Genomic DNA, 12,546 nt, shown 5'->3' with positions numbered 1-12,546 from the left:
GTGTAACTTTACATGAAGACAATAGCTACACCGGCAGTAAATATCGGCTCCGTGAAAAACCGCTGGTAGAGTGAGTGGCTGTGGCGGACGAACCGGTGGTGGAGCAGACGGACGCGGGCTGGCCGGGCCTGCGGGAGCGCAAGAAGCTGCGGACGAGCGAGCTGATCTCGGACACCGCGGTCGAGCTGTTCATGGCCCGCGGCTTCGACAACGTCTCGGTGGCCGACGTGGCCGACGCCGCCGAGGTCTCCAAGAAGACGGTCTTCAACTACTTCCCGGCGAAGGAGGATCTCGTCCTCTCGCAGATCGGCGACCACGAGGACGAGGCCGCCCGGGTCGTGCGCGAGCGGGAGCCCGGCGAGTCACCGGTCGCGGCGCTCCGCCGGCACTTCCTGGCGCTGCTGCGGGCGTTCGACCCGATCGCCGGACTCACCGACATCGAGGAGGTGCTGGCCTTCCGGCGAATGGTGCTGTCCACGCCGAGCCTGAAGCTGCGGCTGCTGGAGCAGTGGAGCCGCGGAGAGGAGTCGCTCGCGCGGGCGCTGGCGGAAGCGCTGGACCGGCCCGCGGACGCGCTGCTGCCGGCCGCCCTCGCCGCGCAGGTGATCGCCGTGCAGCGCGTACTCAGCGGGCGCAACCTCGAACGGATGCTGGCGGGAGAGCGGCCTGCGGACGTGCTGGCGGAGTGCACCGCCGAGGCAGAGGCGGCGTTCGGGCTGCTGGAGGCGGGGGTCTAGGCCGTGTATCGGAAGTGAATCGTGCGCATAGGGTGTCGGCATGTCACTGGGCCGCATAGTCCTCTCGTCCGGTCGTTCGATCCGGCTCACCGAGCTACGGATGTCTTCGACCTACGACGGGATGCTGGAGGGCTACCCGTGCAAGTACATCAACGACCTGAAGGTCAGTTGGCTCCAGCGGCAGGCTGAAAGCGCGTTTCCCTCCACGCCGGTGCATCTCGTTCCGCCCTCCCGCGAGTACCCGGACGAGACCGCCGGCGCCTTCGGCCCCGTTGAGGTGCTGCCTTCCGTGGCTTGCATCGGCGTCTTCAACTCCACGGCGCTCGATCCGGCAATGGACGGCTCCACCCTCGTCGTCGCCTGGTTTCAGCCAGCACCGGAGGTACCGGAGGGTGAGGATGCTGACCTTGCGCTTCGCAGCATTCGCTGGGAGGAGCTGGCCCAGGATTACGAGGTGTAGCAACGTGTACTGATCACAACCACTCGTTGATGGCCGCGATGAGGACCGTGGCTTCAAAGCGGACCGCGAGCTTGTCGTAGCTGGTGGCTATCGCCCGGTGGCGTTTGAGGCGATTGATTCCGCACTCGACGGCGTGACGCTCGCGGTAGTCGACCGGGTCGAAATGTGATGGCCGGCCACCGTGGCGGCCTCGCTTCTGGCGGTTACGTGCCTGGTCGGCCTTGTCCGGGATGGTGCAGCGGATCCCGCGGCGGCGAAGGTAGGCGCGGTTCTTGCGGGAGGCGTACGCCTTGTCAGCGCGCACGCGATCGGGGCGGACGCGCGGGCGGCCTGGCCCGAGGCGGGGCACGCGGATCTTCTCCAGCACCGTTTGAACTGCGGCGAGTCGCCACGCTGCCCTGCCGTCACCACGATCGACATGGGCTTTTGGCCCTGCTCGACCGCTAGGCCGTGTCGTTCGGATCATCTGATCGTTGCTCCAGTTTGCCGTTAAGCGACGCGCAGTGGGCGCGGATCGAGCGGTTGTTGCGGGACCGGACGCCCAGCCGAGGCGGACGGTGGCGGGATCACCGTGGTGGGGCATTCTTTTGCGTTTGGTCGGCGCGGGCTTGGCCGGCTCGGCGAGAATCCGGGCGTGAACGCGGCATGGGTGGGCGTAGTCGGTACGGCCGTAGGTGGCGGCATCGCTGCCCTGGCGGCGGGGGTTACAGGCTGGTTCAACACGCAGCAGGCGGAACTCCAGCTCCAGGCGCAGGAGAAGGAGGCGAACCGCCAGCGGCGGTACGAGAGCCTGGTGGAGCGGCGTAGCAACCGGGCGAAGGCGTACGAGGACCTCATGACGGAAGCCCAGATGGTCAGCGACGCCATTGGGGCCAACATCGCGCAGGCCAAGCGATCAGGAAACCCGACGCAGATCCTGCCGACCGGCGCAGGAGCCACTCTGACGAAGAAGAACGCCTCGGTGGCTATCCAGGGGCCCTGGGGGGTCGCTCAAGCTGGGGACGCCGTCGTGATGGCGCTCATGCAGATGGTGTCCCTGACCTACGTGCCTGGGCAGGACGGCAATGAGGCGCGGGTGATGGACGTGTTCATGCTGCTGAGCCAGCGCATGACCAGATTCAGTGACGTCGCTCGGGCGGCTCTGGAAGACGACGGCCAGCCACCCGAGATCAACATCTAGGCACTCTCGTTTGGATCATCGGGCGGACCAGATGAAGGTGCCGGCGATGTGGAGTCCGGCGAGGTAGATGGTCGCGGACGATCAGACGACTGCTCGACCCGCGTGCCGTAGCGTGAGGGGGTGACCGACGACCCCACGGCCCCTCGACATATTCATATACATGAAGACGAGGTGGGTATGCGGTGCCTCTACCCGCTCGCCGCCGTAGGCGAAGTCGCGGATGACGTACGCGCCGCCGATACCGCGAACGAGGCCAACCGCGCTCCGGATGGTGTCGGCTGGACGGACGTGCACGTCATCGCATCACCTGAGCACGACTACGCCGAAGCTGGTCTGCGCTTGGACCAGGCGGATGCCGCTCTCTCGCCGATCTTGCCGCGGGTGCGCCGATTCGCCGCAACGGCGTCGGCGGGCTTCAGGCCCGATGCGCACGATCCATATGGCACCCACGAAGACGAGGCGCACTGCTACGGCCTCGACGCGACCTGCTTCCTCAAGCTGGAGGCCGGCGGCTCTCTGGTACGCCAGGTATGGTTCCACGTCGAAACGCTGGACGCCGAGCGCCTCGCTCAACTACGCGAAGCGATCGTCGCCCTCGATCAGCTCGTACCGTCGATCATCGCCGACTACTGGCTTAACTCCACCGGCGTCGTACGCGACGGTGACTTTCTCGACAGGTACCTGCGCGCCCTCTCCAACGGCGATTGAACACACGTCGGGCAGGCCGTGGGCAACGACGGCGACGGTCTCGCCCCGGTGCGCCTTCCGCGTTCTCCCCGGGCTGATCCACAAGTCCCGAGCGTTGCTCCCACCACCTTTGCCAGAGCGCTTGTCACCTATGCCCTCCGCGACGCAACAGGTTGATCCAAACGACAGGCCCTAGGTGCAGCTTGGTGCTGAACCCGCCCCGCGAGCGGCCCAGCCCGTGATCACCAGGCTCGGTGAGGACGCCGTTCCTTCTGAAGTCCAGCCCACTTGTCCCGCCACGGAACTCCGGCACGAACCCGGAACCGTCTGCCGTCGATCAACTGCCGGCGAGGCCACACAGGCGGCCACCCGCCTTCGTCCCCTTCGGCAACAATGGTTCCAGCACTAACCACTGCTCGTCCGTGAGATCTCCGCGCCCCATGAACCGTGATCATTCATCGATCAAGATCCACTTTCGATACACGGCCCTGCGGCGCGCGAGCAGTACCGTCCGGGGCGGGTTGCCACGCTCCTGCACCAGGCCGTCCCAGGTCCGGACCGCGGAACGCGACCGCTGCGCTGCTTCCCCCGGTGCGAGCCGCCGCCGAGCATGAACTTCCCCGCAGAACACGGTAGTTGTTCCCGGTGCGCATGGCATGATGCACCGCATGTTCGAGTTGTCGACGTCCCGCAGCTTCGACCGCGCACCGGGAGAGGGGTTCCGCACCACGCTGGAACTCCCGGGATGGGAAAACCAGAGTGCCTGGGGTTATGACGAGCCGATCGGCAGCTATTTCGCCCAGCTCTACCGGAACACGACCCCGGACGGAGAGCGACCGGACATCTGGTTGTCCGGTGCCGGATCGAACTACGCACGGCCGGGCAGCATCGCGCTGGAGGTCCTGAGGTCCACCGGACACGATCCGCTGACCATCGTCTCCGCCATGGGGATCCTGGACCCCACGCCGCGGCTGCGGGGAACCGCGGAGATCAACGAACAGATCACCGAGCTGACGCCCGAGGCCGAAGACCGCTACACAGCGGGGCAGATCGAGGCGCTTCGCTGGGTGCTGACCGGCGCCTGCCCCGGTCCGGGGTCCGAGCGGGAATGGCTGTCCGGGCCGCCCGGTGCGCAACACGTGGAAGCCGAGTACCACCTGGTCGTCGGCGGGCCCTACGAGCGGGGCGGGGATCAGATGAGCCTCAGCGGCGCCGACGAGGCACTGATGTGGGCGCTGGAGCGCATGTAGGAGCTTCTCCCAGGTAGGGAGCTTCTCTCCCGTTCCGGAGCGAGGCGAGCCGCCGGACCTTAATCGTGTTGACCTCCCCCGACAGGCAGTGCTGGAGTCGGCGGGTGAACAGCATCCCCTCCAACCGGCAGCTCTGGAACCGGATCAGCGGCTCCTACCAGCAGAAGCACGATGCGCAGATCGGCGCCGCACCCCGGCTGTGGGGCATGTACTCGATCCCCGACGCGCAGCTGCACGCCCTCGGCGACGTGACCGGCAAGCGCGTCCTCGAACTCGGCTGCGGCGCCGGCCAGTGGTCCAGGGCACTCGCCGCGGAGGGCGCCACCGTGGTCGGGCTCGACCTGTCCGAGGCCCAACTCGGCGCAGCGGCCGGCGCGACGGGAGCGGCCCGCTACTCGCTCGTGCAAGGCGCCGCCGAACACCTCCCCTTCGCCGACGGCAGCTTCGACCTGGTGTTCTGCGACTTCGGCGGGCTCAGCTGGGCGCCCCCGCACCTGGCCGTCCCGCAGGCCGCACGCATCCTGCGTCGAGGCGGGCGCCTGGTGTTCAACGTCGCAAGCCCATGGTTCGAAGCCTGCTACGACGAGGCCGCGAGCCGGGTGACCACGACGCTCCAGCAGGACTACTTCGGCCTGAACACCATCGCCGAGGGCGACGGCGCGACCAGCTACCAGCTCACCTACGGCGACTGGGTCAGGGTCCTGCGCGGCGCGGGCCTCGTCATCGACGACCTCATCGAGCCGCGGCCCGACCTCGGAACGCCCAACGGCTACAACGAAACGGACCCGGCCGACTGGGCCCACCGCTGGCCGGCGGAACTCCTCTGGGTCACCCACAAACCGTAGGTTCCGCCGCGCCGGGACGTGACGGCATCCCCTCACCGGGCAGGTCCAGGGCGTTCGTCGGAAGTCCCCCCGGGGGCGCCCCCGAGCTGGTGTTTCGCGAGGTGAGGTGCATCCTAGGGCGGTGTTCTCAAACGATCGCGCGGGCGCCGTGTTCTTCGACGTCGACGGCACCCTCGTCCCCGGCACGAGTTCGTCGGTCTTCCTGGCCGGCTTCCTCGGCCACAGGGACGCGTTGGCCAAGGCCGAGGACGCCTATGCCTCCGGTGACCTGGACAACCGGCAGGTCTCCGAGCTGGATGCCGCGGGCTGGGCAGGGGTTCCCGAGGACCAGGTCTCCGGCTGGCTCGACGGGCTCCCCTTGGTCGCGGGCATCGCGGAGACCGTGACCTGGTGCCGGCAGAACGGGTTGGTGCCCGTGCTGGCGACCCTCGCCTGGTCGCCGGTCGGCAGCTATCTGGCTGACCGTTTCGGCTTCCAAGGGTTCAGTGGCCCCCGGCTGGAGACCGCCGGCGGTCGGTTCACGGGGCGGGTCGCCCGTCACTTCGACGAGTACGGCAAGCGGGATTTCGCGCTCACGCGGGCGCGAGAACTGGAGCTGGCCCCCCGCTCGTGCGGGGCCGTCGGGGACAGCCGCTCCGATCTGCCGCTGTTCGCAGCCGTCGGGTTGAGCGTGGCGTTCAACGCCTCGGCAGGAGCGCGCGAGGCGGCGACCGTCACGGTGGACGGCGACGACCTGCGCGGCGTGCTTCCGGTCTTGAGCCGCCTGGTCACAGCGAGTCGTTGATGGCCGCGACAAGGTCGTTCGCCGCGGTCTCAGAACGAGTTGTGCTGCCTGGCTGCGGGTGGGGTGACCCTCTCCAGCAGATGCGGGGTGCGCAATGCGCGGGCTGCTTCCTGTATCAGGTGAACCTCTGTCCGTCCGACCGGGCTCAGGGACTCGTCGTCGTCAAGCAGGGCCCAGAAATCTGGGGCGGCCAGGTTCTCGCTGATCGAGCGGTACGCCTGATCATGGCAGCAGCGTGATGCCGGGTGATCGAAGTCGACGGGGCGGCGGTCAGGGCCGGCCGAGCCCAACTCGCCTACCGCATCGCCCAAGAGCCCACCCGCAAGCTCGGCGCCGTCCGCACTTGGCACAGCCTGGCGCCTTGGCGGTGTCGAAACCTATCTCCACTTACTCAAGGCAGCTCGCCGCGCGCTCCCCGGCTCACCGCCGGGGCGGCTGCGGAGTCTGGTCGGCGGCAGGGAGTGGGGTGCCCTCGTGGTCGAAGCGGCAAGCTCTCTTTGGTACTCCCCTTTGTCACCGACACGGAGTTCTACAAGCGGGGCGATCTGCCGACGGGCATGGAGGCGCACTCCCCGGAATACGTCGGCCGGGTCATCCTGCGCGCGCTACGCACCGGGGAGGAGCGCATCGAGATCCCGCGCGGCCCCGAGCAGCCGAATTTCCCCACTTCCGTCTGACGGGTCCAGCTTTCCCCGTCGCACTCGGCCGTCCCTCCGGTGGGTGAGCGGAGGTGGAGACGCCTGCAGCCGGCGAGCCCGGCGCGGCTTCCACCACCCGGCCCAGTCGCAGAGGTGATCCGCGCTCGATGTACGCCTTCCCGTGAATCGGCGTACATCGAGCGCGGCACCCTCCGGCAGGTGGGCCTGTCGAGATGGTTGGTGATCTCGCCTTCCAGAGCGGAGTTCGGCAGCCGCTTGGTCATCGCTGAAGCGGCCCGCCCTCACCGGTCAGATGCAGGCCCTCGGCTTGGGCCCGATCTACCAGCTCGTCGATCAACTGGTCGTCCACGGCCATTTCCGCGATCGGGAGTCGCACCGAACGTTTTACAGTCCGTCAGTCAGGCACCGTCGACCGAGTCATAGGCGAGCCGCCTGTCGGTAGTCGCGGGGGGTGATGCCGTATGCGGCACGGAAGGAACGAGTGAAGGTGGCGTGGTCCCTGAAGCCGCAGCGGGCGGCGATGGTGTGGATCGGCACGGCAGACGCGGAGGTATCGGCCAGGGCGCGGCGGACAGCTTCAAGGCGCTGGGTGCGGATGTAGGCGGCGACGGTCCCGCCTTCGGCGTGGAATAGGCGGTACAGATAGCTTCGGGATATGTGGTGTGTGGCGGCGACAGCACTGGGAGTCAGGTCCGCGTCCCACAGGTTGCGCCGGATGAAGGCTTTCACCTCCAGCGCAAGGTTTCGTGTTCGGGTTTCCGGGGGAACGTGCTCGTCGGCGTCAAGGGCACGCGCGAACAGCCCGGTGACGAGGTCGGTGAGCACCCCGCCCAGCCGTGGCGCCTCGGCCGGTGCGTAGCTGACGGCGTCTCGGGTCACCTGGGTGAGGAACTGCGCCAGCAGCGTGCCGATACCGTTCTCGGCTGACAGCCCCTGCCCGATCACCTGCCGTACTCGATCCCAGGGAAGGCCCAGTGACGACTTGGGCAGTTCGACGCCGATCATCTCGTGTTGCCCAGGGCGGCAGTGGATGAGGTAGGGCACCGAGGTGTGGTTGGTGTGGAAGTCATAGGGGCCGAGAACCCTCTCGGAACGGTCCCACTGCGCCACGCCGTCACCGCGGAGTACGAGCGTGAGGTGACAGCTCTCCGGATCGGACTGCCGCACGAGCCTGGGCGGCCGATGCCAGGTCAGGTGCGGGTAGGTGGCAGGCCACAACGTGATCTCTCCGAGGTTGAACTGGTGCAGCGTCGCATCGAAATTGTTGGCGAAGTCACTGCTCAGGTGTACCGGTGCGTGCGTCTGTCCCAAAAGCTCCTGCCAAGCGTCGAACCGGTCGGCCGCCGGTAGATCCACCGTGCGGAATACCTTCACGTCAAGCAACTGAATCCCCCCGCGATGTTGTGTCCAGAGACTCGCCCACCTCGAAGTAGGCGAATCTCCCCCCTGACAACTACACACCGCGACCGGAATGCCATACAAGAAGGGATTTCAGGCCACATCTCCGCCCAGGCAAAAGGGAGCGATGCGTAAGGCCCACCTCGCCGAATCACCCACGTTGGCCGAATAGCGCCCATCGGCAATATTGCAGTCGTTGCGGTTCCCGGGTTGCGGTCCACCGATGCCGACGACGAAGTGGGTGTCCGCGGCGATGACGATCTGGTGGCTGGTGGAGTACCCGTATATCTTCGCCTGCTCGGCGATGGTGTGGTCGCGATTGACGAGGGTGCCGTCCACAATGATCGCGGCGTCCTTGGGGAACCGCATGCGCCGCAAGGCCGGCCTCCGGCCAAAGAGATACTCGATGCCCGCCGCGAGGCGATGCTGCCCATCGCGGGCTGCCGTGGCATGCATCCAGCGGCCGGGGTCGTGAGGGTCCGCGGTCGCGGCGGGTAGCAGCTCCCGTCGCTCGACGTCGCCCCGACCCCCATCGCGGAGCGCCGAGTAGAACCAGTAATCCCCGATGGCGATGGTCAACGCTCCTCCGCAGGGCGGGCAGGGCACGTGTAGAAATCGTCGGTGAAGCCCTCCAGACCGCGCTCCAGTGGTACAGCCCGGCAAGCGCGAGCAGATCGCCGAAGTCCCGGCCGTGGTATGCGGGGCGGCTCCGAATCCGCTGGTCCACCGCCCCCGGACCCCGAGAACCAACCAGCAGAACACCCCTCAGGCCACGTGCAGGTGCAGGCGCAGGTGGACCGAGAGTCAAGGTGCTGGGCACTCATCGTCAAGGACACCGGTCACCGGTCCGGCCATGCTTTTCCCCGGGGGACAGCCCCGGATCCGCCGGCTGTACGAAAGGTCGAGCGGATTCTCGCGGAAGGATCAAGAGAGTAGGAGATATCTCGGACGGGCCTGGTGATGGGGCCTGTCCAGGGATAACCCGGTTCCGCCCACAAGCCGCACGGAACCGTTGCCGCGTAGCAGAGGAAGCGAATACACGCTCAGGCACCTGGTCCAAGGGTGCCTACTGGGGAGGGTCTATGTTTTTCGGTAAAACCATGGGGAAGGTCCTGGTGGGGGGAGCCGCTGTGCTGGCGCTGTCGGGCGCTGGACAGGCTTTCGCCGCCGGCGCTGGGGAGAGTCTCGACTCGACTGTCAACGGCGCGTACACCTGGAGCCACGGGACCAACGGCCAGGTCGCGGTCAAGGACACTCTGGGGGACGGCCACTCCGTCTACTCCCTGTACGACCGCCGGTACAACACGGGCCTTCGGCTCGACAACTCCGGGGGGCACGGCACCACCGCTTACAGCGGCTTGGACGAGACCAACTACGTCCGCAAGGTGACCGCCTGCGTCAACATCTCACTCGCGCCGGACCGATGCGGGCCGGACGACCGTCCCGGTGACGGCGTCTAAGGCGGCTGGGCGCTAGCAGCACGTTAATACGGTGGGGCGGTCTCGAACCGCCCCACCGCAACCGTATCCAGCTACACACAGCGCAGTGAGGACGGGACGAGTGGGTAGGCCACACCAAGCCGTGGCAGACGGCCAGGCGGTACTGGAAGTCGGGGCACTACGGCATGCGATCGGCGGGCGGGCTTTGTTCGACGGCCTCGCCCTGACACTGGGGATCGGCGAATCGATAGCCGTGACCGGTCCGAGCGGTTCCGGCAAGAGCACGCTGCTGTCCTGCATCCTCGGGCTGATCAAGCCGGATGCCGGGACGATCCGGGTAGTCGGCACCGAGATCACGACGCTGCGCACGTCGCGCATGGCCTCGCTGCGTGCTCAGAGAATCGGCATGGTCTTCCAGTTCGGCGAACTCTTGCCGGAACTCAGCCCCTTGGACAATGTCGTACTGGCAGCACTGCTGTCCCACAACGGCGTCGGCGCGCGACAGCGAGCACAAAGGCTCCTCGCCAACCTCGGCGTGCCAGAAGCCGTGACGAGCCAGGAGTTGTCCGGGGGCGAGCGCCAACGCACAGCGGTAGCCCGTGCGCTGATCAACGAACCGGCTCTCTTGCTCGCCGACGAGCCGACCGGGGCACTCGACAGCCACACCCGGGACCGCACCGCCGATCAGCTGTTCGACCTGCCCAGGCAGTACTCCTGCGGGCTGCTCGTTGTCACCCACGATCCGGGCGTCGCCGCACGTGCAGACCGCACTCTGCTGTTGTCCGGCGGAGCCCTTGAAGCTGCTTCCACCGGGGCGGGTAGCCGATGACTGCCGCTTCACGAGGTCTCACCGGCCGTCTCCTGGCCATCGGGCGCACCGCCGGCCGGCGAGCCGAGGCCGGAGGCATCCGGTTCTCCGCGCTAGCCCTGGTCACCGCGTTTTTGACCATTTCCTTGGGCAGCAGCATCGCGGTCCACGCCGTATATGCCGGCAAGGAAGAACGCCGCATCGCCAGAACCCCCGTGATCGCCGCCGACGACGTGCATCGTTCCGGCAACTCCACCACCTGGCTGGTGGGTTCTGACTCGCTCAGCGGTCAACGGCGCTTCAGTGTGGTCTATCTGGCACCGCACAAGGGCGATGCGCCGTTGCCTCCAGGGGTGGATGCCTGGCCGGCACCGGGCCAGGCAGTGCTGTCTCCGGCTCTGCGGAAAGCTGGCGCAGCGGAGGACATAGATCACCGCTACGGCCGGTTGGCGGGCACCATCAAGGCCGAGGGGCTGGACGAGCCGACCGAGTGGCTCGCCTACGTCCGCCCCCGTGGGGGTCTGGCCGCCAAAGAGCCGAGCGACCTCATCACCGGCTTCGGCCCCTCGGCGGGCAGCTCGATCGCCCCCGGGCTCGAACCTGGATCGGGACGTGACGACGACAAACCCGAGTGGATGTTTCAGGCCGCGATCCTCGGCATGCTCTGCCTGCCGAGCCTGGCACTCCTCCTCGTCGCGGCACGCACCGGCGCGCACGCCCGCGATCGCAGAACCGCGCTGGTGACCGCACTGGGTGGACGGCGCCGGGACCGCGCATTGGTCGCCATCGGCGAAGCCGCACTCCCAGTCCTTCTCGGCGCACTGCTCGGCGCGGCAGCTGTCGCTACGGCGCTGCGATATGACGTCCACGTCCCCTGCACCGGATACATCGTCTCTTCCGGGTTCTTACGCCAGTACTGCTGGTGGCTCGGCGTCGCACCCGTCGTGGCTCTGCTGGCTGTCCTGGCGGCGGTGGTCCTGGCGGATCTCGCCCAGCGTCAGGCCGCCACCGACGCGCGCCCCCGCAGCGCCGCCCGTATTGCCTGGATCTCCCGACTGGCGGCATTGTGCCCCCTGATGATCCTTCTCGCGGTACGCGGCCCAGGCCTCGCCGAGCCCGGGTCCGACTCCGTCGGGCGCATCCTCATCAGCTGGGCGGGCATCGCAGGGACTGTCCTCACCCTTCCTGCGGCCGTCGCGACCGTCGTTGCTGCGGCCGGCCGCGTACTGACCCGTTGGGGACAAAGGCGGGCACTGCCCGGAACCCTCGTGGCCGGTCGGCGCATCACCGCGCACCCGGGTGCCACTGCCCGGCTGGTCACCGGTATCACCGTCGCACTGATCGTTCTGATGCAGGCAGTCGCCTGGCAGGGACTCTTCGGCTCGCAGAGCGCCGAAGCACAGCGCACCCTCGACCGCATCGGCCGCAGCGCAGTCTCGGTCGGGACCAACGGCCGCGTCCCTCCCTCCGACATGAGCGCGTTCCTCAACCGTCTGCCCGAAACCGAAGCTCTCCTCCTCGTCCCCCCGGCCGACCCCGGCAACGCCGGTTCCCCCATGTCGCTGTACGGCAGCTGCGAGGCCCTCGCCACAGTCGGACTCGGGTGCCCCAAAACCGAGCAACGCATCAGCGGAGTACCTCAGGATCCCAGACTGCAGGAATTCATTCGGTGGACACCGCACGGCGCGCTCCTTCTGGACGTCCGCCGGACCGACACCGTTGAGCTTGCACATCGCGCAGCCTCCGCAGCAGAGGAGTCTCTCCTCGCCGTCCTGAGCAGAGACGGAAGAGACCTTTCCATCCCGTACCTCAAACGCCTGGCTTACGCAGTCTTTCCTCGTGGGGCGCACGTCGGCGCACCAGGAGAAGATCAGGTGACAGCGGGAATCCCCAACCGCGACCAGGGCCGTTGGAGCACACTGCTCGGCGTGATCGGCATATGCGTACTCACAGTTACCGCAGGTCTCAGCGCCATGGCCGAATTCCTGCGCCAGGGACGTGCACTCGCGCCTCTGACCGTTCTCACCGGCGGCCTGCGCCTATTCCGTAGCAGCTCGGCCTGGTCCGTGCTCGCCCCAATCGCCTTGGCCGGACTCGCCGGAAGCGTTGTCGCCGTCGGCCTTGCCGCCCCGGTCACCGCGGACGGAAAGTCCTACATCACCCCGGAACTGCTCTGGTCGACAACAGGGATCGTCCTGCTTGTCAGCGTGCTCATGTGGCTGTGGGCAACCATCGTCGCCGTCCGCCAAGCCCGAGCCTGGCGCCCGCGCGGCGACTGACGCCCCTTCACATCACCCTG

General features: G+C 67.6%; 12 protein-coding genes and 3 pseudogenes. 11 read left to right on the top strand and 4 right to left on the bottom strand.

Annotated features, from left to right (window positions below):
- Positions 1-80: 80 nt before the first annotated feature.
- Both C4U44_RS22915 and C4U44_RS22910 read left to right on the top strand, forming a co-directional pair.
- Positions 81-737 carry a TetR/AcrR family transcriptional regulator gene (locus C4U44_RS22915; RefSeq protein WP_235032275.1) on the top strand — a complete coding sequence of 219 codons (657 nt, stop codon included), beginning with the start codon at positions 81-83 and terminating at the stop codon, positions 735-737.
- Between the two features lie 40 nt (positions 738-777).
- Positions 778-1,197: a hypothetical protein gene (locus C4U44_RS22910; protein ID WP_103887854.1), complete on the top strand. Its 420-nt coding sequence runs from the start codon at positions 778-780 to the stop codon at positions 1,195-1,197.
- A 13-nt stretch (positions 1,198-1,210) separates the two neighbouring features.
- On the opposite strand, the pseudogene C4U44_RS22905 reads toward C4U44_RS22910, so the two are convergent.
- Positions 1,211-1,644: pseudogene (locus C4U44_RS22905) on the bottom strand (transposase); the annotation flags it as partial.
- A gap of 187 nt (positions 1,645-1,831) precedes the next feature.
- Between C4U44_RS22905 and C4U44_RS22900 the strand changes: the two are divergent.
- The 6 genes from C4U44_RS22900 (at position 1,832) to C4U44_RS41980 (ending at position 6,620) form a co-directional block, all read left to right on the top strand.
- On the top strand, positions 1,832-2,377 hold the full coding sequence (locus C4U44_RS22900) for a hypothetical protein (RefSeq protein WP_146088319.1): 546 nt from the start codon (positions 1,832-1,834) through the stop codon (positions 2,375-2,377).
- Between the two features lie 120 nt (positions 2,378-2,497).
- Positions 2,498-3,085 (top strand): hypothetical protein, encoded by a 588-nt coding sequence (locus tag C4U44_RS22895; RefSeq protein ID WP_146088318.1) that lies wholly within the window; start codon positions 2,498-2,500, stop codon positions 3,083-3,085.
- Positions 3,086-3,732: 647 nt separating this feature from the next.
- Positions 3,733-4,314, top strand: a complete 582-nt coding sequence (locus tag C4U44_RS22885) for a hypothetical protein (RefSeq protein ID WP_146088317.1) — start codon at positions 3,733-3,735, stop codon at positions 4,312-4,314.
- A 104-nt stretch (positions 4,315-4,418) separates the two neighbouring features.
- Positions 4,419-5,159: a class I SAM-dependent methyltransferase gene (locus C4U44_RS22880; protein WP_103887850.1), complete on the top strand. Its 741-nt coding sequence runs from the start codon at positions 4,419-4,421 to the stop codon at positions 5,157-5,159.
- A gap of 121 nt (positions 5,160-5,280) precedes the next feature.
- A complete protein-coding gene (locus C4U44_RS22875) occupies positions 5,281-5,943 on the top strand; it encodes an HAD family hydrolase (RefSeq protein WP_103887849.1) in 663 nt (220 codons plus the stop codon).
- A gap of 497 nt (positions 5,944-6,440) precedes the next feature.
- A complete protein-coding gene (locus C4U44_RS41980; protein ID WP_200823361.1) occupies positions 6,441-6,620 on the top strand; it encodes a hypothetical protein in 180 nt (59 codons plus the stop codon).
- Positions 6,621-6,810: 190 nt separating this feature from the next.
- On the opposite strand, the pseudogene C4U44_RS43770 reads toward C4U44_RS41980, so the two are convergent.
- The 3 genes and pseudogenes from C4U44_RS43770 to C4U44_RS42625 all read right to left on the bottom strand — a co-directional run.
- A pseudogene (locus tag C4U44_RS43770) lies at positions 6,811-6,957 on the bottom strand (IS256 family transposase); the annotation flags it as partial.
- Between the two features lie 62 nt (positions 6,958-7,019).
- On the bottom strand, positions 7,020-7,976 hold the full coding sequence (locus C4U44_RS22860) for an AraC family transcriptional regulator (RefSeq protein ID WP_235032273.1): 957 nt from the start codon (positions 7,974-7,976) through the stop codon (positions 7,020-7,022).
- Between the two features lie 216 nt (positions 7,977-8,192).
- A pseudogene (locus C4U44_RS42625) lies at positions 8,193-8,372 on the bottom strand (IS5/IS1182 family transposase); the annotation flags it as partial.
- 710 nt (positions 8,373-9,082) lie between these two features.
- On the opposite strand from C4U44_RS42625, the gene C4U44_RS22850 reads away from it, so the two are divergent.
- From C4U44_RS22850 to C4U44_RS22840, 3 genes are all read left to right on the top strand, one after another.
- Entirely contained in the window at positions 9,083-9,460 is a 378-nt protein-coding gene (locus tag C4U44_RS22850; protein ID WP_146088316.1) for a hypothetical protein, read from the top strand.
- A gap of 121 nt (positions 9,461-9,581) precedes the next feature.
- Positions 9,582-10,268 carry an ABC transporter ATP-binding protein gene (locus tag C4U44_RS22845; protein ID WP_235032272.1) on the top strand — a complete coding sequence of 229 codons (687 nt, stop codon included), beginning with the start codon at positions 9,582-9,584 and terminating at the stop codon, positions 10,266-10,268.
- A gap of 125 nt (positions 10,269-10,393) precedes the next feature.
- A complete protein-coding gene (locus tag C4U44_RS22840; protein ID WP_160145085.1) occupies positions 10,394-12,526 on the top strand; it encodes an ABC transporter permease in 2,133 nt (710 codons plus the stop codon).
- The last annotated feature ends 20 nt before the right edge of the window (positions 12,527-12,546 follow it).

The sequence above is a fragment of the Actinacidiphila yanglinensis genome (assembly GCF_900107965.1).
GTDB lineage: Bacteria > Actinomycetota > Actinomycetes > Streptomycetales > Streptomycetaceae > Actinacidiphila > Actinacidiphila yanglinensis.
This window is presented reverse-complemented; position numbering and strand designations above follow the sequence as displayed.